At 55.8% G+C, this 25,408-nt stretch carries 19 protein-coding genes and 3 pseudogenes; 16 read left to right on the top strand and 6 right to left on the bottom strand.

The features are described 5' to 3' along the window. Positions 1-4: 4 nt before the first annotated feature. The 3 genes from EAW52_RS23425 to EAW52_RS23435 form a co-directional block, all read right to left on the bottom strand. Entirely contained in the window at positions 5-3,085 is a 3,081-nt protein-coding gene (locus EAW52_RS23425) for an efflux RND transporter permease subunit (protein ID WP_122044285.1), read from the bottom strand. Further along, positions 3,078-4,187: an efflux RND transporter periplasmic adaptor subunit gene (locus tag EAW52_RS23430; protein WP_122044286.1), complete on the bottom strand. Its 1,110-nt coding sequence runs from the start codon at positions 4,185-4,187 to the stop codon at positions 3,078-3,080. Before EAW52_RS23430 ends, EAW52_RS23425 begins: the two co-directional genes overlap by 8 nt. Positions 4,188-4,266: 79 nt before the next feature. After that, entirely contained in the window at positions 4,267-4,881 is a 615-nt protein-coding gene (locus EAW52_RS23435; RefSeq protein WP_122044287.1) for a TetR/AcrR family transcriptional regulator, read from the bottom strand. A 55-nt stretch (positions 4,882-4,936) separates the two neighbouring features. Here EAW52_RS23435 and EAW52_RS23440 point away from each other — a divergent pair. The 4 genes and pseudogenes from EAW52_RS23440 to EAW52_RS23450 form a co-directional block, all read left to right on the top strand. Then, positions 4,937-5,568: pseudogene (locus EAW52_RS23440) on the top strand (TolC family protein); the annotation flags it as partial. Positions 5,569-5,902: 334 nt separating this feature from the next. Further along, positions 5,903-6,928: pseudogene (locus EAW52_RS27000) on the top strand (cache domain-containing protein); the annotation flags it as partial. A 27-nt stretch (positions 6,929-6,955) separates the two neighbouring features. Beyond that, complete coding sequence (locus EAW52_RS27005) at positions 6,956-7,786, top strand: methyl-accepting chemotaxis protein (protein ID WP_372238935.1); 831 nt, start codon at positions 6,956-6,958, stop codon at positions 7,784-7,786. A 405-nt stretch (positions 7,787-8,191) separates the two neighbouring features. Then, a complete protein-coding gene (locus EAW52_RS23450) occupies positions 8,192-8,596 on the top strand; it encodes a response regulator (RefSeq protein ID WP_122044288.1) in 405 nt (134 codons plus the stop codon). 279 nt (positions 8,597-8,875) lie between these two features. Here EAW52_RS23450 and EAW52_RS23455 read toward each other — a convergent pair. After that, a pseudogene (locus tag EAW52_RS23455) lies at positions 8,876-9,274 on the bottom strand (transposase); the annotation flags it as partial. Positions 9,275-9,503: 229 nt separating this feature from the next. Between EAW52_RS23455 and EAW52_RS23460 the strand changes: the two are divergent. Next, positions 9,504-11,138, top strand: a complete 1,635-nt coding sequence (locus EAW52_RS23460) for an amidase (protein ID WP_218567903.1) — start codon at positions 9,504-9,506, stop codon at positions 11,136-11,138. A gap of 303 nt (positions 11,139-11,441) precedes the next feature. Here the strand turns inward: EAW52_RS23460 and EAW52_RS23465 are convergent, their stop codons facing one another. Beyond that, a complete protein-coding gene (locus tag EAW52_RS23465; RefSeq protein WP_122044290.1) occupies positions 11,442-12,335 on the bottom strand; it encodes a LysR substrate-binding domain-containing protein in 894 nt (297 codons plus the stop codon). 221 nt (positions 12,336-12,556) lie between these two features. Here EAW52_RS23465 and EAW52_RS23470 point away from each other — a divergent pair, with 221 nt between their 5' ends. From EAW52_RS23470 to EAW52_RS23510, 9 genes are all read left to right on the top strand, one after another. After that, on the top strand, positions 12,557-13,624 hold the full coding sequence (locus tag EAW52_RS23470) for an ABC transporter substrate-binding protein (protein ID WP_256680671.1): 1,068 nt from the start codon (positions 12,557-12,559) through the stop codon (positions 13,622-13,624). 109 nt (positions 13,625-13,733) lie between these two features. Continuing rightward, positions 13,734-14,807, top strand: coding sequence for an ABC transporter ATP-binding protein (locus EAW52_RS23475; RefSeq protein ID WP_122044292.1), 1,074 nt, complete (start codon positions 13,734-13,736; stop codon positions 14,805-14,807). Further along, the gene (locus tag EAW52_RS23480; protein WP_122044293.1) at positions 14,794-15,666 is read left to right on the top strand and encodes an ABC transporter permease; all 873 of its coding nucleotides are present in this window, start codon (positions 14,794-14,796) and stop codon (positions 15,664-15,666) included. The genes EAW52_RS23475 and EAW52_RS23480 overlap by 14 nt, the downstream gene beginning before the upstream one ends. A gap of 5 nt (positions 15,667-15,671) precedes the next feature. Beyond that, positions 15,672-16,469, top strand: coding sequence for an ABC transporter permease (locus EAW52_RS23485; protein ID WP_122044294.1), 798 nt, complete (start codon positions 15,672-15,674; stop codon positions 16,467-16,469). Then, positions 16,466-17,602 carry an FAD-binding oxidoreductase gene (locus EAW52_RS23490; protein ID WP_122044295.1) on the top strand — a complete coding sequence of 379 codons (1,137 nt, stop codon included), beginning with the start codon at positions 16,466-16,468 and terminating at the stop codon, positions 17,600-17,602. Before EAW52_RS23485 ends, EAW52_RS23490 begins: the two co-directional genes overlap by 4 nt. Further along, positions 17,592-17,939: a (2Fe-2S)-binding protein gene (locus EAW52_RS23495; protein WP_122044296.1), complete on the top strand. Its 348-nt coding sequence runs from the start codon at positions 17,592-17,594 to the stop codon at positions 17,937-17,939. The genes EAW52_RS23490 and EAW52_RS23495 overlap by 11 nt, the downstream gene beginning before the upstream one ends. After that, on the top strand, positions 17,936-19,315 hold the full coding sequence (locus EAW52_RS23500) for an NAD(P)/FAD-dependent oxidoreductase (RefSeq protein ID WP_122044297.1): 1,380 nt from the start codon (positions 17,936-17,938) through the stop codon (positions 19,313-19,315). Before EAW52_RS23495 ends, EAW52_RS23500 begins: the two co-directional genes overlap by 4 nt. A gap of 13 nt (positions 19,316-19,328) precedes the next feature. Beyond that, positions 19,329-20,495 carry an FAD-binding oxidoreductase gene (locus tag EAW52_RS23505; RefSeq protein ID WP_256680858.1) on the top strand — a complete coding sequence of 389 codons (1,167 nt, stop codon included), beginning with the start codon at positions 19,329-19,331 and terminating at the stop codon, positions 20,493-20,495. Beyond that, positions 20,456-20,815, top strand: a complete 360-nt coding sequence (locus EAW52_RS23510; RefSeq protein ID WP_122044299.1) for a RidA family protein — start codon at positions 20,456-20,458, stop codon at positions 20,813-20,815. The genes EAW52_RS23505 and EAW52_RS23510 overlap by 40 nt, the downstream gene beginning before the upstream one ends. An 867-nt stretch (positions 20,816-21,682) precedes the next feature. Here EAW52_RS23510 and EAW52_RS23515 read toward each other — a convergent pair. Further along, positions 21,683-23,053 carry a PLP-dependent aminotransferase family protein gene (locus tag EAW52_RS23515; RefSeq protein ID WP_073450456.1) on the bottom strand — a complete coding sequence of 457 codons (1,371 nt, stop codon included), beginning with the start codon at positions 23,051-23,053 and terminating at the stop codon, positions 21,683-21,685. A 118-nt stretch (positions 23,054-23,171) separates the two neighbouring features. Between EAW52_RS23515 and EAW52_RS23520 the strand changes: the two genes are divergently transcribed. Both EAW52_RS23520 and EAW52_RS23525 read left to right on the top strand, forming a co-directional pair. Next, a complete protein-coding gene (locus EAW52_RS23520; protein WP_073450457.1) occupies positions 23,172-24,458 on the top strand; it encodes a hydroxymethylglutaryl-CoA reductase, degradative in 1,287 nt (428 codons plus the stop codon). Next, entirely contained in the window at positions 24,455-25,363 is a 909-nt protein-coding gene (locus EAW52_RS23525; protein WP_073450458.1) for a hydroxymethylglutaryl-CoA lyase, read from the top strand. Before EAW52_RS23520 ends, EAW52_RS23525 begins: the two co-directional genes overlap by 4 nt. Positions 25,364-25,408: the final 45 nt, after the last annotated feature.

The raw sequence follows: 25,408 nt of genomic DNA on the forward strand, positions 1-25,408 counted from the left end.
TGCGTCAGGCTTTCGCCTCATTTCGCTGCCTGGTAGGGCAGATGTTGAACCAGATGGAATACATCGCTGGCAGGAACATGAGGGTCATAACGGTGCCGACAAGCGTGCCGCCAATCAGCGTGTAAGCCAGGGTGCCCCAGAACACTGAATGAGTAAGCGGGATAAACGCGAGGATGGCTGCCAGCGCTGTCAGTAACACCGGACGGGCGCGCTGTACCGTGGCCTCAACTACCGCACTGAACGGGTCGAGACCCTCGTTTTCGTTATGGTGGATCTGCCCGATCAAAATCAGGGTGTTGCGCATCAGGATGCCCGACAGTGCAATCAAACCTACCAGGGCGTTGATGCCGAACGGTTGCTGGAACAGCAGTAGTACAGGCACCACGCCAATCAAACCAAGCGGTGAGGTGAGGAACACCATGACCATGGCTGAGATCGAGCGTACCTGCAGGATGATAATCAACAGGGTCAGAGCGATCATGATTGGTAGTAGCGGCAGGATCGCCTGGCTGGCCTTGCCCGACTCCTCAATGGAGCCGGCCATCTCGATCCGGTAGCCAGCCGGTAGCGTCTCGATGATCGGTTGTAGGTCTTTCCATACCGCCGTAGAAACATCTGGGGGCTGCAGCCCTTCAGCAATATCACCCCGAACGGTGATGGTCGGCGTACGATCGCGGCGGCGTAGGATCGGTTCCTCCATGCGAACATCGATTTCACCGATCTGCAACAGCGGAATGCGCTGACCGGTCGATCCTACCAAGGTGAAACCTTCTATCTTCGCCGGATCGAGGCGGATCACCCCCGCGGCACGGCCCACTACCGGCACCGAGCGGATGTCTTCACGCACCGAGGTGATGGGTACGCCGGTAAGCAGGAACTGCAGTTGTTGCGCCACTGCATTTGAGGTCAGGCCAACAGCCTGAAGGCGATCCTGATCCAGCGTGAAATGCAGCGTTGGTATCCGCTGACCCCAGTCGGTGTTCACAGTTCTCATCATGGGGTTGGCCTGCAGCACGCCCTGAATACGAGCGGCAATTTCGCGTAGCTGATCAGCGTCAGATTCCATTACCCTATATGCCACAGGGAAAGGTGAGTACGGGCCGAACACCAGCTGCGTGACGCGTATCTGGGCCTCAGGAGCCAAATCTTCTGAAGCCGCTTCTCGGATACGCAACTTGAGGGCTTCGCGGGCTTTCTGACTATCGGTAAGCACGACGATCTTTGCAAAGGAGGGGTCAGGAAGCTCAGGTGCCATGGCCAGGAAAAAGCGCGGTGGGCCCTGGCCGATATAGGAGGTAACGATCTTGGCTTCCTCCTGCTTACGCAGCCAAGATTCGACCTTGATGGCAGTCGCTTTAGTCTGCTCAATAGAGGTGCCGTACGGCATCTGCAGCTCGACTAGCACTTCGGGGCGGTCAGAGGTTGGAAAAAACTGCTTCTTCACTGACCCCATACCAAGTACCGCTACTACGAACGTGGCGATGACCATACCGGCCACTAGCCATTTATGGGAAATGACACGTGCCAGCAGCGTGCGAAAACGGTTGTAGTAGTGAGTGTTGTAGATGGCTGCGTGACCGCCTTCTACCGTCTTGATGTTTGGCAGCATCTTCACACCCAGGTAAGGCGTAAACGCCACTGCCACCACCCATGAGGCGATCAGGGCAATGCCAACAATCCAGAACATATTGCTGGTGTATTCACCGGCAGTGGACTGAGCAAAGCCGTTGGGCATGAAGCCGATGGCAGTGACCAGCGTACCCGAGAGCATCGGTGCGGCAGTGTGACTCCAGGCGTAGGCCGATGCCTTGATACGGTCATAACCTTCCTCCATTTTCACCACCATCATCTCGATAGCGATGATGGCGTCATCGACCAGTAGGCCCAGCGCTAGAATCAGCGAGCCAAGGGTAATGCGATCAAAATTCTTGCCTGTGGCAGCCATCACCACAAAGACGATAGCCAGCGTCAGCGGCACGGCTGCCGCAACCACGACGCCCACCCGCCAGCCCATGCTGACGAAGCAGACGAGCATAACCACCACCAGGGCGACAAAGAACTTGACCATGAATTCGTCAACGGACGAGCTGATATTGACCGCCTGATCGGTGACCTTGCTGAGCGTCATGCCCAACGGCATGCCTTTATTGATGTTTGCCGTTTCGGTGTCGAGTGCCTTACCGAGGTCTAGTCCGTTCCAACCGTCGCGCATTACTACACCGAGCAGTAACGCAGGCTCGCCACCGTTGCGAACCAGAAAGGTGGCCGGGTCTTCATAGCCGCGCTCAACCGTCGCCATGTCGGAAAGCTTCAGTGTTCGTCCTTGTACGGTAATCGGGGTCTCACGAATTTTTTCCAACTTGTCAAAGGCACCATCCAGACGCATTACCACCTGCGGGCCCTGGGTTTCGACCGAGCCGGCCGGTGTCAGCGCATTCTGGTTGTTGAGTGCAGCAAAGATATCCTGGGACATCACGCCCAGTGTTGCCAGACGGTCGTGGGAAAAGGACACAAAGATCCGCTCAGCCTGTTCGCCGATAATATTGACTTTCTTGACGCCCTGGACGTGAAGGAGACGCTGTCGTAACGACTCGGCATCACGCACCAGTTGGCGCTGCGGTTCACCCTTAGCCTTTAATGCATACACCGCGAAAGTTACATCCGAAAACTCATCGTTGATCATTGGCCCGATGACGCCAGCCGGTAGGGTTTTGGCTTCGTCGCCCAATTTCTTGCGAGCCTGGTAGAACTCTTCCTGGACTTCGGAGGGGGGTGTGCTGTCGAGCAGCGAGACCATAGTGAACGCCAGACCTGCGCGGGTGTAGGTTTCGCTGCGGTCATACCAGCGCAGCTCCTGCATGCGCTTTTCCAGCGGCTCGGCGACCTGATCCTGCATCTCTTGCGCAGTTGCGCCCGGCCAGGCTGAAATGATCGTCATTTGCTTGACCGTAAAGGGAGGGTCTTCTGCACGGCCTAGTTGGAAGAAAGCTAAAATCCCAGCTACCGCGATCAGCAGGATTAAGAACAGCGTGACGGAGCGCTCGTGCACCGCAAGGGCTGAAAGGTTGAAACGCCCGTCACTCATGGCTAATCTCGGCAACGGTAGCGGCTGCTGCTTGCGTAGGCCGCACTTCCTTGCCATCACGCAGCAGGTGTGCACCCAACGCTACCACTTGCTCGCCCGGGTTGAGCTTGCCGATTACCCGCGCTGCGTCATCACCAATGCCTACTACCTGAACAGGGCGCCAGGAGACTTTCGACGGTTTGCCGGCGATTACCCATACACCGGCGCCATCGCCCGGATCGTAGAGGGCACCTATGGGCACCTGCAGCGCCTGAGCGGGCAATTTTTCTTGCGCGATATTTAGGGTGACGGTCGCACCGAGCGGTGCGTTCGCCAGTGGGCCCTCAAGTACATACCGGGCTTCGAAGGTACGGGTAGTGGCGTCAGCAGCCTCGGAAAGTAAACGCAGCCTAGCGGAGACAGTATTGCTGCGGTTGCCGTACAAAGTAGCCTGAGCGACAGATCCCAGTGCCGGGCGCAGCGTCTCAGGAAGATGGATGACGGCCTCACGCTGGCCTGCCCGCGCCAACCGCACCACCGCCTGTCCGGCGCTGACTACCTGTCCAGGCTCGGCCAACGTATCCATTACCACACCATCAGCATCGGCCAGCAAGGCTGCGTAGCCGATAGCATTGCGCGCCACGTTAGCCTGGGCCTGAGCTGCACTTAGCTGAGCCTTGGCAGAATCAGCAGCTGCTTTGATCTGGGCGTAGGACGATGCCGAAACGGCACCTGTGGTGACCAGACTACGATAACGGACCTCGTCATCAACCGTTTGTGTGGCGCGTGCCTTGGCTGAAGTAACTGCTTCCTGCTGCGCTCGCGCTTGCAGTTGTAGGTCGACAGGGTCGAGGCGCATCAATGGCTGACCGCGCTTGACCGTTTCTCCAGTGTTGACAAGGCGTTCGAGAATCTTGCCTGACACGCGAAAACCAAGGTCACTTTGGGTACGAGCAGCAACGACTCCTGTGAAGGAATGTGCAACATCGACCGACTGCTCGACTAATGTTGCTCTGACCAATGGAGGCTTGTTACGTGGGTCTTTGCTGGCTGACAGATTGTCACACGCCACTAGGGCAAGAGGCACTAAGCACACAGCAAAGGTAACGGGCTTGAGGCGCATGAGATCCCTTACGCAAGAGCAATACAGGAATCTCAATTTAAACTAGTGACCAATATTGTCAATGGTCACTAACAAATATCTAAGGCGCTAAACTTCGTAAGATCAGTGCCGACAGATGCATAGCAGCCTCGGGTGCCGTGTCCAGGTTGTATTGCAGCTGTGCGGGATTGATGTAAGGCAGGATGACCAGAAAAATCGCATTAGTACTCTCGTCCAGCGGTGTCTTGCGTTCGAATTCGCCGGCCTCACGCCCCTCGAGCAAGATATGTTTAATAATCTCGCGGATGCGCAAGTGATGCGCCTTGGCGGACGGCCACTGATCACGTGAAGCAACGGCAGCAATGTCATAGAGCTTGCGGTCATGAAAGAAAAGATCGGCGCCAGCTTCTGAAATAGAGCGAAAAAGACGTCTTATTTTTTCGGACGCTGTAGGCGCATCGGCAAGTGCTACTTCAACGATCTGCATGATCATGGCTAACCGATTCGTACAGATGACCTCACCGATAGCCTGTTTGGAGTCGAAGAACTTATAGATATAGGCCTTGGAAAAACCGATTGCCTTGGCAAGATCCGAGACGGTGGTCTTCTCATACCCATAATGGCCGAAATGCTGCATCGCAGCAGCGATAATCTGGTCGCGGATCTCATGATCCAGCGGTCCACGTGTGGTTGGGATATTCATATTTTCGTTCATGCCTACAGCTTAACTCCAGAGCGAGCTGATTGACAGGTTGTGACTAAAAAGTAATATGGTCACAATCTGTATTGGCCTAAGAGAATTATCCTGCCTTCCTTTTCGTAATCTTGCCCTTGTGATAAGTACTGTTCTGGCAGCAGGGTGTACGGTTGGCCCAGACTACCATTGGCCAGACGCGCCGCTGGCAGATCAATATCTGGGGCAGAGGGCTATAGATCGACGAACCACGCCGGCGCTGGCTAGCTTTACAGCATGGTGGGAGGCTTTGGCGCCCACGTAAGTGCTCTCGTCACCCAGGCGCCTGCGCAGAATCTCAATAAGGCCCAGGCACGGGTTGCTCAAGCTCGCGCAGGAATGGGGACAGCCAATGCGGCCTTGCTACCTTCCGCTAAGGTCGACGGCCAAGCCGCACGGGTTCACCAGTCTGTTGAAATCCCACCGGGCTAGGTGCTGGACTCCACGACCCGCTATGATCGTTATGGTAATAGCTACGAGGTCAACCTTGAGGCGCGTTGGGAAATCGATATATTTGGTGGCCTGCGTCGTGGCAGCGAAGCGACTCAGGCTGAGTATCAGGCTTCCAAGGCTGGGGCAGTTGCCACCCTGTTGGCCGCCGCTGCGCAAACCGCTGATACCTACACTACCATTCGCGAGCGGCAGGCGCGGACCGCGATATTAATGCGACCAAGAATCCGGCCATGAGCGTCCATTTGTGGGAATCCGCGTCCTTTAGAGCAGGCAGGATGCCAACCTCTTAGTCGATTGGCCTTGAGAAGTAGGCTAGATGCAGTCTGTAACTAACCACTTCTATCAGAAGATCTGTGCTTAAGTATTAAGCCTGGTTTGCCGATAACGCTTGTTGGCGCACGGAACGTTGAAAGCGCCCATCATCGAGGCAATGACCATGGTTTCGTTCAAGACAATCAAAGTGCGCTACACGCTAACCTTTTTAGCGTTCATTTTAGCGGTCGTCGTAATGACTGTACTGGGTATCAATCAATTCGTGACCCCAAGCCTTATGGCTGCGGATCAAGAAACATTGATTAATGAGACCCAGGAAATCAGCAATCAAATTATCCGTGAGCTGGATAAGGTTCAGGCTCAATCCCGCGCGATTACGCAGGCCGTTCCATTAATGGACAATGAGGCTATTGATCGTCTCTTGCCTGGTCTGATTGACCAATACGGTGATCAAAAGGTATTCGGCGGTGGTATATGGCCCATTCCCGAAAAACGCCTGTTAGGCCGTACCAAATACAGCACCTTTTATCACCGAGACGCATCAGGAAAACTGATTCTGAATACTCATTGGAACACGCCTGAATCGCTTAATTATTATGAGCAGCCGTGGCATCTGGCTGGACAAAAAGCGGTTAATGGCAAGTGTGTATGGGCAGCAGCCTATCAGGACGAGGCCAGTCCCGAGCCGCGTACGAACTGTGCGATGGCTATTGTTAAAAACGGGACACTGTTTGGTGTTTCGACAATCGATTTGACGTTGGGCTTTTTCAATCAACTGGTGGCAGATAAAGAAAAGGAACTCAGTGCTGAAATCATGATTGTGGAAGCCGACGGTAAAATTCTCAGTAATCAGCCTGAGATCAGCGGCAATATCGTACTCAAGAATGTTTCTGATCTGGCCGGTCAGTTGCCCTTTGTAGCGAAGATCCAGGCAGTGTTGAAGTCAGGTAGCCATTCTCAACTAGAGCGGGGTGACTATACAGATTCCAGCGGCGAGCCTTATAGCTTTTTCCTGGTGCCAGTCGAAGGGACTCCCTGGTTGATGGCCGTAGCACAACCGACTCGTCTGCTAATGGAAAACAGCACAGCGGTTCTCAAGACCCTGGCCTTTTTGCAAATACCAATGGTGTTGATCCTCCTGCTTATGATGGTACTGGCGTTAGGTAAGCTCATGAAGCGCCTTGAGGTGCTCAGGCAAAATATCGACACATTGTCTGCCGGGGAAGCAGACCTAACCCGTCGTATTCAGATCCGTGCGCCGGATGAGCTCGGTGAAGTGGGCCATGCGGTAAATCGCTTTATTGCTTACTTGCAAACACTAATTGTCGATGTGAATGGAGCTACGGTAGAAATCGCTAACGGGATCGAGCATTTAAAGCAGCAGTCCAAAAACAGTAATCACATTTTAGCCCGGCATGCTTCGGAGACAGACCAGGCGGTCACAGCCATTACTGAGATGAGCTCAACGGCTGATGAGGTAGCTCGTAGTGCAGCGGAAACCGCCAGTTTCACCCAAGATGTCAATGAAAGCGCCCGTGTTTCGAAAAGGGTTGTACTAGAGGCCTCTAACAGCGTAGGTGCGTTGATAGCTGAGGTCGAAACCGCTACCGCTAAAGTTCAGGCGATGGAACAGGATGCCAAGCGGATCAATAATGTACTTGGGGTGATTGGTGAGATTGCAGGGCAAACCAATTTACTTGCGCTTAACGCGGCCATTGAAGCTGCTCGGGCAGGAGAGCAAGGTCGCGGCTTTGCCGTGGTTGCTGATGAAGTCCGCGCGTTGGCGGGGCGCACTCAACAAAGTACCTCAGAAATCAACGAAATGCTGGAAAGCCTACAGCAAGGTGTAAGTGCAGCGGTTAGCGCGATGGAAAAGACGAAAAATAGCTGCCAAGCAACGGTGGATAAAACATCACGCGTCAATGAAGGCCTTGATGGTATGGCGACATCTGTCGTTCGTATCAATGATCTGAGCACGCAGATTGCAACCGCTGCAGAAGAGCAAAGCGCCGTTGCTGAAGAGATTAACCAGAACATGGTCGCTGTTCGACATATGGTAGAAGAGCTTGTTCAAACCGGTACGAGTACCGATCACAGCACCCAAGCACTTATGGCTTCTAATGAAAGACTCATTGCAATGGTGCAGCGTTTTAAAGTCTAAAGTTCTGCCACAAACAATTGGCTAGTAAACGCTAGGACATCAGAAAAGCTTGGGTTGTAAACATCGCTCTATACAGGCCAGCATCATTGAAGACCTTAAGAGGCTGGCCTAACTATCTCAAGGGAGGAAATTCTCGGAGGCTCGCCTAGGTTATCGATCAGGGCATAGGAACGCTAACCCTCTCCTCTGACCCTTGCCTCTATGTTAGAGAACAATTCAGAAAAAACAGTGCTCGTGATTGAGGACGAAACCTCCTAGCGTAGGCTCGTGGCAGAGGATTAAAAGCGCTTAACTTGTCTCGGCCACATAATTTTTCAGAAAGCAGAGCCAAGCTACCTCTGCTTTGCCTACAATTATCCTTGACGAGGTTTTCAACTCAAGCTCTCTGAGAGGTGGCGGTACACTATGAATGGAGTAGGCAAATGCACCACCGGAAAAAAGATTCTTATCGTTGAAGATACAGACTACCTACGGTTCTTAATGGCCGAGGTGCTGGACTCCGTTGGGCCAAGAGTCGAAGCGCTCCCTACCGCCGACGATGGCTATTCCTTTCTACAAGAGCACGGTCAAAGCGTAGCCGTTCTGGTAACAGATGTGCGTACACCAGGGCGACTGGACGGTGTTGATCTAGCAAAACTAGTCGCTAGCAAATGGCCTCATATCAAGGTTGTGCTGACTTCAGGCTATAACACCAGCTCACTTTCTAGCTTCGACGCCTTTGACCAATTCCTGGCAAAGCCATGGTCAATAGATCAGTTGCGAGGAGCGGTACTCAAAGTACTGGGAGACGCTGATCAATCCTATACTTAATCTTATAAATCCTCTCCTTTCTACCCGCGCCAGATGAACCCCGTGCGGGTTTCCCTCAGACCTGACGGCATTAGCCACCGGCGCAGGTACAACCCATGGCCGACGAGTACTCACTATCCAGGCCGATCCAGCTCTCGAGATTCAGGCCGTCACCATTACTCTGATCAATATGACGTGCCTTTTTCTATTTGAGCGCCTGGAACTGCGTACGCATCTGGATAGGGAGATCGACTGGCAAAAAGAACCTAGCACTCTGATCAAACGCAAGGCTGGTTTATCTTGCAGCGCTGTACAACAGATCAACAGGCTCGTTGGAGCAATCAAGGCGAGCGCTCGTGCTCCTCGGCCATCAAGAGCGCGATGCCTTTTTTGATATGTGTTTTTCTCGTTCCAGCCGATTGATCCGGCCTCCAATTCCTGAATCTTCTGCTGCTCAGGCGTTAGGGCTTTGTTGGTTGGAGTGACACCATTGCGCTCCTCTTGCAGCTGATTCACTCATCGGCGAAGCGCCGACTCAACTAGCCCAAGGTAATGTGCGGCTTCGATGTGGCTGTAGCCCTGATCGAGCACCAGGCTGGCAGCCTCGCGCTTGAACTCAGGCGTAAAAGAACGACGGGGCTTGGTCCTCAGACACCTTCTCAGGCGAGTATTCTTACTTAAATGGGTGTTCGAAATCATTAGGCCACTACAAATGAGTTGATAGATTAACCCGACTTATTTAGCTAAGACTCTCTAATCCTATATAGCTAATCCTATCGCACTAAAATGAAGCCCTTTACTAACTGGTTCTCCAACACTGCTCTGTCCTGGTGCCTAAGGAGGCAACCTATTTACAAATATATGCGGCATATCTCTTGCTGATAGTCTCCGGATGCGATGTTGCATCTGCACAGGCTAAAGGTTTTTTATGCAGGCAAAACCAATAACTCCCACATTGCTAGTGATGTCAGTCTTGGCCTGTTGCCAGCTATTGGCTCAACAGGCATTAGCGAAAGACATCAAGATCGTAGAGCTGACAGCGCAAGAAGCCCAAATAGCTCTTGAGCGAAAACAATATACCTCCCGGCAGTTAACCGAAGCATTCCTGGCCCGTATTGAAAAATATAATCCTGGCTACAACGCTATTATTACCATGAATCCAAATGCCTTGAGCGATGCCGAGGCGATTGATAAACGCCGCGCCGCAGGTGAAAAGCTCGGGCCTTTGGCTGGGATTCCCGTAGTGGTAAAGGACACAATGGACTTTGCAGGGCTTCCTACCACCGCTGGCTGGGCGCCGCTGAGTCGCCGTGCCGGCGGGATCGACCTGATTCCGGCCGTTGACGCTCCGGTCGTCGAGAGATTACGTGCTGCTGGTGCAGTTATTCTCGGTAAGACCAATGTGCCTGTCTTAAGCCTAAGCGGTACTAATGCTAATGACAGCTGGGCAGGTCCTACTTACAACGCAGCAGATCAAACACGTGCGACAGGTGGAAGCAGCGCAGGAACAGCTACAGCAGTTTCAGGTAGCCTTGCGGTGTTGGGACTCGCTGAAGAAACTGGCGGCTCTATTCAGAATCCGGCCGCAGCACAAGCGTTGGTCAGTATAAAACCTACTTTTGGTCTCGTTCCTAATGTTGGAGTAGTACCGCTTGCAACGAGTACCCGTGATGTTGTGGGGCCACATGCCAAAACCGTTTATGATGCTGCCATCACGCTTGATGCTCTGGCCGGTTACACTGCGGCTGATCCCAAAACCGTAGCCTCGATTGGACATATACCTGTTAACGGGTATACCAGTCAGCTCATTCGTACAGCGCTGAAAGGTAAACGGATTGGGCTTTATGGACCTGGCTGGCGTGATGCGCCACTCTCCCCTGATACCCAGGCACTCTACAAACAAGCGATTGCTCAACTTGAGGCGGAAGGCGCGATAGTAGTCACCGACCCGTTTGCCGGGTCAGGATTTGCTTCGATTGCACAACCCTCTCCTATTCCAGGGCTTGGTGGGTATGATCCACGGGGTGAGGATTCTGTTGCCTTTGATCTACAAAACTACCTACAGCGTCTTGGCCCACAAGCTCCAGCGCATACGCTGGAAGAGCTTACCAGGTTGATTAAGCAGGATCCCTTCGCTGAAGGTGGCCCGCTAGCTTACGAACGCTCTCAACCAGGCTTTGAGGATTCTTTGGCAAACCCTTCAAAGCCGCCTAGGCTAGATGCCTTCTTAAAGGCGAAGACCAAATACATCGAGACGTTAAACGGGGTCATGGATAGGCAAAAGCTGGATGCTGTTGTATTACCCCAGATGCGCAAAGAAACGCCTCTTCTGTTTAGTTCGGATGTTATTGCTGAAACAACCGTATCGGAGATTAATATTGGGGGCTTTCCTGGCGTAACGGTGCCTGCGGGGTATTATCCTTCGGGCTCGCCTTTCAGCCTTATATTTATAGGTCGTCAGTGGGACGAAGCAAACCTGCTAGGCTTGGCCTATAGCTATGAGCAGGCTACGAAACTACGAAAAGTCCCAAAATTGATAATCAAACCTGTAGCTCAAAGATAATATCCAGCAAAGCCAGGTTTTTCTGGGCCAAAATCATTGTAAAGAACGGTGCCATCCTCAATAAGGTGCTAGCAACAGCTAACGGTAGTGTTGTGAAAAGTTACCTTGTGAATATGAGCCTGCCGGGTCAGCAACTGAGTTCTGACCGGCCCGGCTATAACCGCTACCATTGATATCAATATCGATGGTAGCTCGCTCCTATTTATCCGCTGAGTTAGGGCCGGTCTAAGGATGATTTTCTCAAGCCGATCCGTATCCAGGTCAAAGCGATCATGGCTTCAACGCTGCTCTGAATGATCTATATTACCGTGGGAATTCTGTTTCATAATGCTCGCGCAGCGCCTGGATGAACTGTCTTGCTAGTGGCGTCTGGCCTGATGCCGCAGGAGTTACAACATAAACCGGGAATAACAGTTCAGGCTCAAAGCGGTGGATGGTGATGCCCTTGTGCAGAAAGTCTTGTGCAACGTTCGGGCTTACCAGTGCTGCTCCCATCCCGGAGGCAACCATCTCGCAATTGATGGCGCTGTATTGGCCTTCTACGACCAGCTTTCGTTCGACGCCGGCATTTTCGAAGACCTTATCCATCTGCTCGCGTGTACCGTCGCCATGACACAGCGACACAAAATTCTCCCCGTGCAGATCCTGTGCCGTTATGAGTTCCCGCACGGCTAGGCGATGCCCTGGCGGCAATACACAAACGGCTCGCAGCTGAGTAATGAGGAGTGTCTCCAAGGGACCGGCATCGCTTGGTTGGACCACTACTCCGAGGTCGCAGAACTGTGATTGCACCCATTGCACGACTGTGGGTGAGGCATTCATATGCAGCGATACGGTCAACTCCGGGTGTGTTTCGACGAAGTGTTTGATGACCTGAGGTATCAGTGTAAGCCCAGTCGAAGGTACTGCAGCGATACGTAAACGGCCTGTACCAAGATTGCGAATGTTCTTTGCGGATTGACGCAGGCTATCCAGCCCGACGTAAGCGCGCTCTACCTCTTGAAAGAAAGCGCTGCCTTCCTTCGTTGGGATCAGCCGTACACCTGCGCGTTCAAATAATTTGAGCCCCGTACTCAGCTCAAGCTGCGCGATCAAGCGGCTGACATTGGGTTGCGACGTGTACAGAGCTTCGGCTGCAGTGGTCATGGAGCCCAGGCGCATAACGCTACGGAATGCTTCGATCTGCCTTAGATTCATAGCGAGCCTTCATATCAGATATGAATACTTAACCCATACATCCGTATTTGACCCTATGGGTTTGAAGCGACAATACTCGATCCCAAGCCAAATGGCCCCATAAAAAGAAAGCGTTTCCGAAAGGTGTGATAGCGAAGTCTTCGGAAGCGGATGCATCGACCTTCTTGTCGTGATCCACGAAGTTCTCGATCTGCCGCTACGCAAATAAGGGAGCATTGCCCGTGACTAGCTCGCATTCTATCCTCGCCTCATCGATCTCCTTACGCCATGGTCTATCCGCGCTGCTGTTGGCCACAGCCGGTTTCTCATTAACCGCTCAAGCCGAAACCACACTGTATGTGGCAGGTGTCGGCGGTTCCACTGAGCAGATGTACAAGACTCGCGTCATTCCCAACTTCGAAAAGGCTCACGGGGTGAAGGTGGTCTACGTCTCCGGCAACTCAACGGAAACATTGGCCAAGCTGCAAGCGCAAAAGGGGCGCCAGCAGATCAACGTCGCCATGATGGACGATGGTCCGATGTACCAGGCACTGCAACTGGGCTTTTGCGAAAAGCTGGCTGATGCACCTGTCTACCAGGATCTGTATCCGTTGGCGCGGTTGAGCCCTGAGGCAACTGCACTTGGCATGGTCGCAACAGGTATTGGTTACAACGAGGAAGCCTTTAAAAAGCGCGGCTGGGCAGCGCCGACCTCTTGGAACGATCTCAAGAATCCCCAGTACCAGCAGTTGCTGGGTATGCCGCCAATTTCCAATACCTACGGCTTACATTCCTTGATCGAAATGGCACGCCTGAATGGCGGCAGCGAGAAGAACATCGATCCAGGCTTCAAGGTGTTCGAAGAGGACATCGCACCAAATGTCCTGGCCTGGGTTAGCGCCCCCGGTGAGATGGACGGCATGATGCAGAACGGTGACGTAGTCATGGCGGTGTACGGCAGCGGTCGAGCAGTTGCGCTTCAGAACACCGGCTTCCCGCTCAAGTTCATCTACCCAAAGGAGGGGGCGGTGGCGCTGCAGATCGCGGGCTGTTCCGTGACGCCAAACGCGCAATCAGAGCTTTCGCAAAAGTTTATCCAGTACGTGCTATCCCCCGAAGTGCAGAGGATCCAGTCGGAAAGCAATGGCTTCGCGCCGGTAAACCGGACCGTTGAACTTCCGCCTGAACTCGCCGCCCGCATGCCTTATGGACAAGAGAAGGTCGACAGCCTGATCAAGGTTGATTGGGACACGATCAACCAGAAGCGTTCCGAGTGGACGACACGCTGGAATCGCACGATCGAGCGCTGAATCGATGTGCCTGACGGTCATGGATAGAACCATGACGGCAGGCGTTCGAACCCTTTCCGAATACGGACGTTGATCAATCGCGAACGCGTTTGTCACCCTGGAGGCATGCATGGCTTTTCTGACCCTCGATGGCATCGTCAAGACGTATGGCGACTTCACCGCCATTGCCGGCCTGGACCTTTCAGTGGAAAAGGGCGAGTTCCTCTCACTACTTGGGCCCTCCGGCTGTGGCAAAACCACTACCTTGCAGAGCATTGCAGGCTTTGTTCAGCCCACGGCCGGACGTATCGTTCTGGACGGCCGGGACATCACCCATGTTCGCCCGGAAAAGCGTGGGCTCGGAATCGTTTTCCAGAGCTATGCGCTGTTTCCGCATATGACGGTTGAGGAGAACGTCAGCTTTGGGCTGGAGATGCGAGGTGTTCCTCGCAGTGAGCGGGTAGGGCGCGTACAGTCCGCGCTCGACATGGTTCGCCTGCACGGTCTCGGCGCGCGTTATCCCAAGGCCCTATCCGGTGGCCAACGACAGCGCGTTGCCATTGCTCGTGCGCTGGCGATCCGTCCGGATCTATTGTTACTGGACGAGCCGATGTCCAACCTCGACGCCAAATTGCGCGAAGACATGCACATCGAGTTACGCGCCATCCAGCGTGACCTTGGCATCACCACCATCCTCGTGACACACGACCAAGTGGAGGCGATGACCATGAGCGATCGCATCGCCGTGATGCACGGCGGACGCATTGTGCAGATCGGTTCTCCATTCGAGACCTACGAGCGACCACAGTCGCCGTTTGCCTCGAGCTTTTTGGGCAAGACCAATGCCTTCGCTGGGGCGATTCATACCCGCAAGCCTCGCTGCTATGAGGTGAAGGTGGACAACCTGATGTTTCACGTTCCGCACGAGGGGCATCAGTTCGACGGGAATGTAAATGTCTACCTTCGGCCCGAGAAAATCCGCCTGGCCGAGCCCACCGAGGCACGTTTGCGCGGCACCGTGCGTATGCGGGTATTCCTTGGCAATCTTTGGCTGATCGGAGTCGAAAGCCCATTGGGTCCGGTAAACGTTACGCAACCGAACTTTGGCCCTCCGCCACCGATGGAGGGTGAAGAAATAGGCCTAACCTGGCTCGATGATGACCTGCGGCTGTTAGAGCAGGAGGTCGCCCATGGCCACGTATGACGCCGAACGCATCGGCAGCTCGCCCTGGCTGCTAACCGGGCCCGCGATGCTTGTCTTCGTCACGCTATTGGCTGCGCCCTTGGTGTTGACCGCGATGCTGTCACTGAACCTATTCAGCGATACCGAGGGTGTGATTCCTATTTATACGTTTGCCAACTACCTGGAAGTCTTCAGCGATGACTACTTCCACGAGATCTTCCTGCGTACTGGCGGAATGGCAATAGCGGTGACGTTCTTCTGTGTGCTGCTTGGCGTACCGGAAACCCTCATCATTGCGCGCATGCGTAGCCCGTGGCGCTCCCTGTTCCTGCTGGTCGTGCTGGGGCCGCTACTGATTTCGGTCGTGGTGCGAACCCTTGGCTGGGCGATCCTGCTGGGCAACAACGGGTTGATAAATCAGGCACTACAGGCGCTCGGCATCACAGAGTTTCCCATTCGGATGATGTTCACCCAGTTTGGTGTCGTGCTCGCCCTGACCCACGTACTGGTGCCTTTCATGGTGATTGCGGTTTGGGCCAGTCTGCAAAAGCTCGACGTGCAGGTAGAGCAGGCGGGACTATCGTTAGGCGCGTCCCGCATGACGACCTTTCGCCGGGTTGTGCTGCCGCAGATTATGCCGGGGATTCTTTCGGGCTCGATCATCGTCTTTGCCTTGGCTGCCTCGGCCTTCGCGACGCCTGCGATCATTGGAGGACGTCGTCTCAAAGTGGTGGCGACGGCGGCCTACGATGAATTCCTCGGTTCGCTGAACTGGCCGCTGGGCGCTGCAATCGCGGTGCTGTTGCTGATTGCCAATCTGGTAATCGTGGTGGGCTGCAGCCGGCTGGCTGAGCGCCGTTTCAAACATGTCTTCGAGTGATTGCCATGTATCGCAACGGATTTTTCTCGCTCGCATTTCATACGCTCTTCATTGCCTTCATCGTCGCGCCGTTGGTAGTAGTGATGGCAGTTTCGTTCACGGGTGAGGGATACATTTCCTTGCCGACCGATGGCCTATCCCTACGCTGGTTTCATGCGCTGTGGGAAAGCCAGGAAATGATCGATGCGTTCTGGCTATCGCTAAAGCTGGGGCTAGTCTCTGCCACCTTTGCCACGCTGCTGGCAGTTCCCGCGGCCCTGGCGATCAGCCGATACAACTTTCCAGGTCGCGGCGCGATAACAGGGTTCCTACTATCACCGCTGATGATTCCTTCCGTGGTATTGGGCATTGCCTTTCTACGCTTCTTTTCACTGGCGCAGGTTGGCGGGTCGTTATGGGCGCTGAGTGTTACACATGTGATCGTCGTACTGCCCTATGCCTTGCGCCTGACCTTAGCCTCAACCATTGGCCTCGAACGCGATGTCGAGCAGGCGGCGTTGTCGCTGGGAGCCGGGCGGTTCACTGTGTTCTGGCGAGTGATCCTGCCCCGCATTCGTACCGGTGTGATTGGGGGGTGGCTGTTGGCGTTCATCCAGAGTTTCGACGAATTGACCATGACGGTATTCGTCGCCACGCCGGGAACTACGACGCTGCCGGTCGCGATGTACAACCAGATTTCCCAAACCATTGATCCTCTGATCACGGCGGTCTCGACTGTGCTGATCATCGGCACGCTGGCGGTGATGGTGTTTCTCGATCGTCTGGTCGGTCTGGATCGTGTACTGATTGGAGAGAAGCAATGACGAACGCTATCCCCACCTCCGCGGATGTGATCGTCGTTGGCGGAGGTTTGGTCGGCATGGCCGTGGCCTATGGCCTGGCGAAGTCTGGTACGAGTACGCTGGTACTGGATCAGGGCGATGATGCGTTCAGGGCATCACGCGGCAACTTTGGTCTGGTGTGGGTACAGGGCAAAGGGTTCGACCGTTTGGAGTACTCGCGTTGGACTCGGTCATCAGCTTTGGCTTGGGCTGGCCTGGCCGAAGGATTGTTGAAGGAAACGGACGTCGACGTACGCCTCAAACAGCCCGGCGGGTTCCACATGTGCTTTTCCGATAGCGAGTTGGCAGAGCGGCAGTCGCGCTTGGCAGGCATGCAGGCCGAGCTGGGTAATTACCCGTTCGAGATGCTCGACCAGGCTGACCTGAACGCGCGATTGCCAGGTATTGGGCCCAAGGTCGTGGGCGCCAGCTACACCCCCATGGACGGCCATGTAAACCCCTTGAAACTGCTGCGAGCGCTGCATGCAGGCTCGCGTTACCACGGCGCGACTGTGCTTGGGCGAATGCCTGTGGAGCGTATTGAATCTCTGTCCGGTGAATTTGCTGTGGTCACACCACAGCGGCGTTTCACCGCGCCACGCATTGTTCTCGCCGCTGGCCTGGGGAACCGAGTATTGGCCGAGCAAGTGGGGTTGCATGCGCCAGTCGCACCGAACCGTGGTCAGGTCCTGGTCAGCGAGCGTGTCCAGCCCTTTCTTGACTATCCCACGATCAATGTTCGGCAGACGGACGAGGGCAGCGTACAGCTGGGTGACTCAATGGAAGAGGTCGGTTTTAATGACCTGACGACTACCGACGTGCTCGCAAAAATCGCGCAGCGTGGGGTTACAACGTTCCCGCTCCTAGCGGATGTCCGCCTGGTTCGCGCCTGGGGCGCATTGCGGGTGATGAGCCCGGATGGCTATCCCATCTATCAACAGTCCGATTCGCATCCTGGGGCGTTCGTCGTCACCTGTCACAGCGGTGTGACGCTTGCTGCCGCGCATGTGACACGGATTGCCCCATGGATTCGGGGCGGTGAACGACCGGAAGAGCTGGCGGTGTTTGCTGGCGAACGTTTTCTCACGGGGGAGGTATTTTCCCATGCCCACTGATTCCTTGTTCCGCCGTGTCGATGCTGATGACAGCCCGCTCATCACCGTGACGTTCGATGATCAACCGTTCCAAGTACCAAGCGGGCTTACTGTCGCCGCCGCGCTGTTACTCGCGGGCGTACGGCATTTCCGTACATCTCCAGTCGGCGGTGAAGCACGTGCGCCGTACTGCATGATGGGTGTGTGCTTTGAGTGCCTGGTTGAAATCAACGGGGTGCCGAGTCGCCAGAGCTGTCTGATCGAGGTGGCCGATGGCATGCGTATTCGTTCGCAGCAAGGCGCACGGGACCTGCCGTTTACGGCGCTTGAGCCAGTCGTGATGGAGGTGCAGCCATGAATCTTGAACCGATCGATGTCGTGGTCATTGGTGCAGGACCTGCTGGGATGGCAGGTGCACGAACCTTGGCCGAGCTTGGCATTTCTGTTGTATTGCTGGACGAGCAGGTCGCCGCCGGTGGGCAGATTTATCGCGGTATCACCAGCGCCTCACCTGCACGGCGCGAAATGCTGGGCCCGGATTATGCGGCCGGAAGCTCGTTAGCGGACGCACTAAAAGGTTCGATGGTGCGCCACGAGACCGGGGCATCCGTGTGGCAGGTGACACGAGAGCGACAGGTGCATTACTTAAAAGATCGTCGAGTACGCTCGTTCGCTGCGAAAAGCGTACTCCTGGCGACCGGGGCGATGGAGCGACCCTTTCCCATTCCTGGCTGGACATTGCCAGGCGTGATGACGGCCGGTGCCGCACAGATTCTGCTCAAGACCGCAGGTATTGGACCCCAGGGGCCAGTTGTTCTGGCTGGGTGTGGGCCACTGCTTTACCTACTTGGATGGCAGTACCTGCGAGCCGGTATCGCGATTAGTGCTTTGGTAGACACTAGCCGCCGGGATGACTACTGGCGTGCCCGCGGACATTTGCTGGAGGCGCTTCGCGCCTGGCCCTATCTGCGTAAAGGCATTTCGCTGCTGCGGGCGCTACGTAAAGGCGAGGTACCGCACTATACCGGCGCCGAGGGTTTGCAGGTCGAGGGGGAGGCGCAAGTGCAAGCACTTAGCTTTGTCGTCGATGGACAGCAGCACCGTTTGCCGGCCAGCACGGTCCTGCTTCATCAGGGCGTGGTACCGAACATCCAGTTTACACAGGCGCTCAGGGCGCAGCATCGGTGGGATGATGCACAACTGTGCTTTGTCCCCGAGATAGACCAATGGGGCCGACTGGATGTGCCGTTCATATCGGCGGCGGGTGATGGGACGGGAATTGGTGGCGCGCAGGCTGCTGCGCTTCAAGGGCAGCTAGCTGCCCTTGGACTTGCGCGGGACCTGGGGCGTATTACGCCAGCGCAGCGTGACAGCAGGGCAGCGCCACTGCGGGATCAACTTGAAAAAAACCTGCGTATTCGCCCGTTCCTTGACGCGCTGTATCGTCCGCGAGACGAGAACCGTATTCCGCCACGTGATGATGTCACTATCTGCCGCTGCGAAGAAGTGACGGCGGGTGATATCCGGCGTTTCGTCGAGCTGGGGTGTAGTGGACCGAACCAGGCAAAATCGTTTGGTCGCTGCGGCATGGGGCCCTGCCAGGGGCGGATGTGCGGATTGACCGTTACTGAAATCATTGCCAGGACACGAGGCCTGTCGCCGGATGAGGTGGGATATTTCCGCATCCGTCCCCCCATCAAGCCGATCACACTCGGGGAGCTGGCCAGTGGCTGACACGACCTCCGACGTGCTCGTCATCGGCGCTGGCCTGCATGGTTTGAGTACAGCGTTTCATCTTGCTCGTCGGGGCATAAAGGTGACGGTCCTGGAGGCCGACTATGCTGGCCGCCATGCCTCGGGTGTAAATGCGGGTGGAGTGCGGACACTCGGCCGCCATCTGGCGGAGATTCCATTGTCGCTGGCATCCCGCGAAATCTGGCACAACCTGCCGGAACTGCTGGGTGACGATGCGAGCTTCGTTGCAAGCGGACAGTTGAAGCTTGCCGAGACCGAGGCGGAGCTTGCGCAATGTCAAATGCGCGTCGCCGAATTGCAGGCGAATGGATTTACTCATGAGGTTCTTATCGATCGGACGGAAGTCTTTGAGCTACTCCCCACGGTGGCCCCACATGTCGTTGGCGGTATATGGGTAGCGGATGACGGCTACGCAGTGCCGTTTCGCGTCGTGACGGCTGTTCGGAGGGCGGCGCAGCGACTGGGCGTGGTGGTGCATGAGCAAACGCCGGCGCTTGCCATCACTCAACAGGCCTCGCATTGGCACGTCAGCACGCCGAAAGGGCGGTTCGAGGCGGACCACCTTGTGGTGACTGCCGGTGCTTGGGCGGGACGTCTTGCCGCTGACATAGGCGAGCCTGTTCCCACCTATCCGCAAGGCTTGATGCTGATGGTGACCCACAGAGTCGCACCCTTTTGCAAGCAGGTGCTTGGGGCCACTGGACGCGCGCTGTCGTTTAAGCAGTTTGATAACGGTACGGTCGTCATCGGCGGCAAGCTCATCGGCGACCTGGATTTCGATGCCCGGCACGGCGAGGTCGATATCACTCGCCTCATCACCAGTGCGCTAACTGTGACCGATCTTTTTCCGCATTTAACGCACCTTGGTATCAACCGCGCCTGGGCAGGTATCGAAGCGTTCACCATAGACGATCTGCCGGTTATTTCGCACAGCTGCCGTGCAAGCGGGCTGACCTATTCGTTTGGCTACTGCGGTAGCGGCTTTCAAATGAGCCTTGGTACTGGAGAGCGCGTCGCGCAACTGGTCCTGGGCGAGTCTTCATCTATCGACCTGGCAGCATTCGCCATCGATCGCTTCAATCTCGATTCTTCCGCCCTCAGGGCATCCAAGGAGCCTTCATGCAACCGATCACCCGAGTCGAAACCAACCAGCGCATGAGCCGCGTCGTCCAGTATAAGGGCGGCATAACCTTTATCGGTGGGCAAACCGCCGGCGACCGCACGCAGGACATCAAAGGCCAGACGGAGCAGGTGCTGCAGAAGATCGACCACTACTTGGCCAAGGTCGGTCTAGACAAGACCCGCATTCTTAGTGCGCAGGTCTGGCTGTCGGATATTGAGGCGAATTTCGCTGGTATGAACGAAGTATGGGACGCCTGGGCACCAGAAGGGCAGGCACCTGCACGGGCTACTGTCGAGTCAAAGCTGGCTGCGCCGGAATTACTGGTGGAAATCGCAATCGTGGCGGCGGTTGATTGAGCACAAGCGCATCGGCTCGCCTCACACGAGCCGATGCAGCTAGATGGAGACCGTCAGCAAGTGACACGAGCCCATGCTCTTATCGGGAAGCACCAAGAAATTGGACATTTCCGCTTTATCTATCTGAAACAAGATTGCAAGGAGACGTCGCTCGTGTACAGGGTGTGTTCCTCGTTCGCCTTGTAAAGGTCAAGGATGCTTACGTTGCGTATGTCCCGACCCGTTCACCCTCTAATAGTCAGGATTTCACATGCCCTCATCGGGTTTGTGCTGAGCTTTCCCTGCTAAGCTCGTGCTCCCTGGTGCATGGCGAGCGCTTTGGTGTAATTGCGACGAGGTATCAGTCGCAGTGTTAACCCTTGAAAAGAATTTGACGTCCTTCCGCCCTAAAGGAGGGGATTCCAAATTTAACGAGAACAGGACATCTAGACTTTTCCTATACCGCTTATATCTTTCCAGAGGCTAAGCTAACACCGGGTAGCATTTACGTTACGGTCATGTTCTCTTTACACTCAGGGCAAGCCTGCAAGCGGATGTTGAGGCACTACATGCCCGCCACACGAAGAACGCTTTGAGCTGGGATAACAGTGGTCGATAACGACCGCTTGCCTGCTCATGGACCCCTATATTAGAGCTGGCGGGTAAGCTTGCCCCAACCGACGTCTGCTATCGTCCTGCGCTCTTGATCAACAGGACTACACCCCTGATTGTCAATGCCTCTACTGGTAGTCATGCGCCTAATAAAGCACACCCAACCGGAAAAGTAGGGTTAACCCGTGCCTAGGTAGAAAAGGACAATTGGCCAATTAAAGAAATGACCCCAGTGCAGGCCTTAGATGCGAAAACAGCCTAGGCTCTACTGCATATTTATTCTTTCAGACTTGCCCGAAATGCAGGATCGTCCAGGTAAGCGACGTTTAACCGGGTCCAGGGGACGGGCACATGGCGGTTTACAGCAAAGATGGAGCCTGGGGCGAGCATTACGCCTTTACTCAGGCAGTGACGGGTGAGGTTGTTAGCGTCGTCGATGCCTGGAAAGCGGGCCCAGAGGTAGAGGCTTTGTTCGGGGCGGCAGAAAAGTTCGGCGCCCAGTTCGTCAAGGATGTCGATGCCGCGCCTTGTCGCCTCGCGGAGTCTGTCCTGCAGGCGTGCCAGGTGCCTAAGGAAGTGACCCTCACTCAGGATCACATCTATGGTGCGCTCGCTGTATTCGGCGCCGCTGTTGTGCAAGAGCATCTTAATATCGGCCAGCTCCTCAATGCGCTGCTTACTGCCGGCAATAAAGCCGACCCGTAGCGCGGCAGAGATGGACTTGGAAAAACTGCCCAGGTACAGCGTACGGCTCAACTGGTCTAGAGCCGATAGCTTGATCGACGAACTTGGCTTGAAGTCAGCCATGGCATCGTTCTCGACGATAAGCAGATCGTGCCTCTGGGCAATTTGTAGGAGCCGGTGGGCCTTGGCGGGTGAAAGGTCAGCACCGGTGGGGTTGTGGCCAACGGACTGCAGGAAGAACAGTCTAGGTTTGTGCCGTTTGAGGATGCGTTCCAGCGCGTCAAGGTCAGGTCCATCAGCCTGGCGGGGTACACCCAGCAGGCGTGCGCCTTGCAGCTGTAGTTTGCCGAACAGAGGATAGTAACCAGGATCCTCTACCAGCACGATGTCACGCGACCTGACATAGCGGCGGATAATCAGGTCCATGCCATGGTTGGCACCCAGCGTAGTCACGACCTGTCTTGGGGAGACGCTGATTGCATAGGAGGCAAGCTTTTGAATCAGCCGCTGGCGAAGGCCCGGGTTGCCCAAGCGCGTGCCATAGCGAAACAGCGTCGTTACTCCTCCCCGTACGACCTGACGGTGAAATTTGTCCAGACGCATGTCCATCAACCACTCCACAGGCGGGAAGCCTTCACCCAGATGAGAGTGACCCGGCTCGCGCACGAACTGTTGGCGCATCATCCAGATGGTGTCCAGCGCGCGGGTGTACGGCTCCGCGTCGTCGTCCTCCATGCTGGTGGCTGGCACGGCGCAAACAAAAAAACCCCGTCCATGGCGCGCCTCGACGAGCCCCTGCGAGGCCAGCTGCTCGTATGCGGTGATGATCGTATTCTTGGAGTACCGGTGCAGGCGCATGTACTCACGGAGCGAAGGCAACCTGTCCCCTGCCTTGAGCGCGCCATCAGCAATTTGCTGGGCGAGGGCAGTGGAAACTTTCTGCGCGAGCGTCTGACGGGCCATGATCCTGCTCCAGAGGGTGGAGGGCTTTAACTGTCCAGCCAAACTGTACCTTTTTTCGTGGTTACAGACAGGGCTAACGTAGGCACACCAAAACAATTGACTCCCCAAGGAGCATCTGATGTCCATTGACTCACGCCTGCCTCAGTTCCGAAGCCTTACACCTGTTCAACGCCTTGAACACCTACAGCAACAGCTGGCGCTGTCTAATGCGGACACTGCCCTGCTACGTAAGGCCGGAGCACTGCCGCTAGGAGTTGCCGAGGGCATGATCGAAAACGTAGTAGGCACATTTGAGCTGCCCTATGCGATCGCCACCAACTTTCAAATCAATGGCCGCGATGTCCTGATCCCCCTTGTGGTCGAGGAACCTTCCGTCGTCGCCGCGGCCTCTTTCATGGCAAAGCTGGCGCGCCCGGGCGGTGGTTTCCTGACCTCCAGTACAGCGCCGCTCATGCGCGCTCAGGTCCAAATCATGGGCGTCGACGATCCCTACAGTGCCCGTCTAAGCCTTCTACGCAATAAGGATGAGATCATCGCTCTGGCTAACAGCAAGGACCAGCTTTTAAACACGCTGGGGGGCGGGTGTCGGGACATCGAAGTGCATACCTTTATTGAAAGCCCCCGGGGCCCGATGCTTGTTGCGCACCTCATCGTCGACGTGCGCGATGCTATGGGTGCCAATACGGTCAATACCATGGCCGAGGCTGTGGCGCCGCTGATCGAGCAGCTCTGCGGCGGCAAGGTGCGTTTGCGCATTCTTTCCAACCTGGCCGACCTGCGCCTGGCGCGTGCCCAGGTGCGCATTGCCCCCGAGCAGCTCGATGCTCCAGGCTACCAGGGCTCGGAGGTTATCGAAGGCATCATTGACGCCTATACCTTTGCCGCGATCGACCCGTATCGGGCAGCTACTCACAATAAGGGCATTATGAACGGCATCGATCCGCTGGTTGTGGCCACTGGCAATGACTGGCGTGCTGTCGAAGCGGGCGCCCATGCCTATGCCTGCCGCAACGGGCACTACGGCTCGCTGACGACCTGGGAGAAGGCAGGTAACGGCCATCTGGTCGGAACCATTGAGATGCCCATGCCGCTGGGCCTGGTGGGCGGAGCAACCAGGACTCATCCGCTGGCGCAGCTCTCCCTACGTATCCTGGGCGTCAAGACGGCTCAAGAGCTGGCCGAGATTGCGGTCGCGGTTGGCTTGGCGCAAAACCTTGGTGCGCTGCGCGCCCTTGCTACTGAAGGTATTCAGCGTGGGCACATGGCGCTGCATGCACGCAACATCGCACTGTCAGCTGGGGCGCGCGGCGAAGAAATCGATTGGGTGGCCACGCGTATGGTCGAGGCAAAGGATGTGCGTGCCGACCGCGCCCAAGCGCTGCTGACAGAGAGGCGCGGTCAGTGACTTCCGATGTGGTCAAGCTGGTCGAGGTTGGCCCACGCGACGGTTTGCAGAACGAGTCACGCAGGGTGCCGGTGGCGGTTCGCGTCAACCTGATTGAGCGTCTAATCGCAGCAGGTCTGCGCAACCTTGAGGTCGGCGCGTTTGTCTCGCCTCGGTGGGTGCCGCAGATGGAAGGGTCTGACGAGGTAATGCGAAGCCTTTTACCATTGCCTGGGGTAAGCTACTGCGCGCTGGTGCCAAATGAGAAAGGCCTGGAGGCTGCGCTTGGCTGTGGCTGCCCCGAAATTGCCGTGTTTGCGGCGGCCTCGGAGGCCTTCTCCCAGCGCAACATAAACTGCTCCATTGCCCAGAGCCTTGCGCGGTTTGAGCCGGTACTGATGAGAGCGAGACACGCAGGCATTCCCGTACGTGGCTATGTCTCCTGCGTGCTAGGCTGCCCGCTTGGCGGTGATGTTGCTCTTACCGATGTGGTAAGGGTCAGCACGTCGCTGTATGAGATGGGCTGCTACGAGATCAGCCTTGGCGATACCACTGGCGTAGGTACGCCAGAGAAAACGAAAGCGCTAGTCAGGGCCTGCGCCAGCGAGATTCCGCTCGCCTCGCTTGCTGGTCACTTCCATGACACCTACGGCATGGCCATCGCGAACCTGTACGCCGCATTGGACTGTGGCGTTCGGGTGTTTGACAGCTCCGTTTCAGGACTTGGCGGCTGCCCCTATGCGCCCGGCGCCACGGGCAATGTCGCAACGGAGGATGTTGCCTATCTGCTTCACAGACTTGGCGTTAGGACCGGCATAGACCTGGACGCGCTGGTACACGCGGGCACCTATATCGACAAGGCGCTGGGTCGGCTGACTGCATCGCGCACCGCAAGGGCAATCAATGCACGATCAGACAGGGGATAAGACACTTTTCAAACTAAGACATTTTCTCTTGATAACAACAAAAGC

The organism is Pseudomonas sp. LTJR-52 (assembly GCF_003691465.1).
Classification (GTDB): domain Bacteria; phylum Pseudomonadota; class Gammaproteobacteria; order Pseudomonadales; family Pseudomonadaceae; genus Chryseomonas; species Chryseomonas luteola.

Coding starts and splice junctions, on each gene's coding strand:
- EAW52_RS23425 (WP_122044285.1), bottom strand. CDS start 3,085: ATGAGTGACGGGCGTTTCAACCTTTCAGCCCTTGCGGTGCACGAGCGC.
- EAW52_RS23430 (WP_122044286.1), bottom strand. CDS start 4,187: ATGCGCCTCAAGCCCGTTACCTTTGCTGTGTGCTTAGTGCCTCTTGCC.
- EAW52_RS23435 (WP_122044287.1), bottom strand. CDS start 4,881: ATGAACGAAAATATGAATATCCCAACCACACGTGGACCGCTGGATCAT.
- EAW52_RS23450 (WP_122044288.1), top strand. CDS start 8,192: ATGAATGGAGTAGGCAAATGCACCACCGGAAAAAAGATTCTTATCGTT.
- EAW52_RS23460 (WP_218567903.1), top strand. CDS start 9,504: ATGCAGGCAAAACCAATAACTCCCACATTGCTAGTGATGTCAGTCTTG.
- EAW52_RS23465 (WP_122044290.1), bottom strand. CDS start 12,335: ATGAATCTAAGGCAGATCGAAGCATTCCGTAGCGTTATGCGCCTGGGC.
- EAW52_RS23475 (WP_122044292.1), top strand. CDS start 13,734: ATGGCTTTTCTGACCCTCGATGGCATCGTCAAGACGTATGGCGACTTC.
- EAW52_RS23480 (WP_122044293.1), top strand. CDS start 14,794: ATGGCCACGTATGACGCCGAACGCATCGGCAGCTCGCCCTGGCTGCTA.
- EAW52_RS23485 (WP_122044294.1), top strand. CDS start 15,672: ATGTATCGCAACGGATTTTTCTCGCTCGCATTTCATACGCTCTTCATT.
- EAW52_RS23490 (WP_122044295.1), top strand. CDS start 16,466: ATGACGAACGCTATCCCCACCTCCGCGGATGTGATCGTCGTTGGCGGA.
- EAW52_RS23495 (WP_122044296.1), top strand. CDS start 17,592: ATGCCCACTGATTCCTTGTTCCGCCGTGTCGATGCTGATGACAGCCCG.
- EAW52_RS23500 (WP_122044297.1), top strand. CDS start 17,936: ATGAATCTTGAACCGATCGATGTCGTGGTCATTGGTGCAGGACCTGCT.
- EAW52_RS23510 (WP_122044299.1), top strand. CDS start 20,456: ATGCAACCGATCACCCGAGTCGAAACCAACCAGCGCATGAGCCGCGTC.
- EAW52_RS23515 (WP_073450456.1), bottom strand. CDS start 23,053: ATGGCCCGTCAGACGCTCGCGCAGAAAGTTTCCACTGCCCTCGCCCAG.
- EAW52_RS23520 (WP_073450457.1), top strand. CDS start 23,172: ATGTCCATTGACTCACGCCTGCCTCAGTTCCGAAGCCTTACACCTGTT.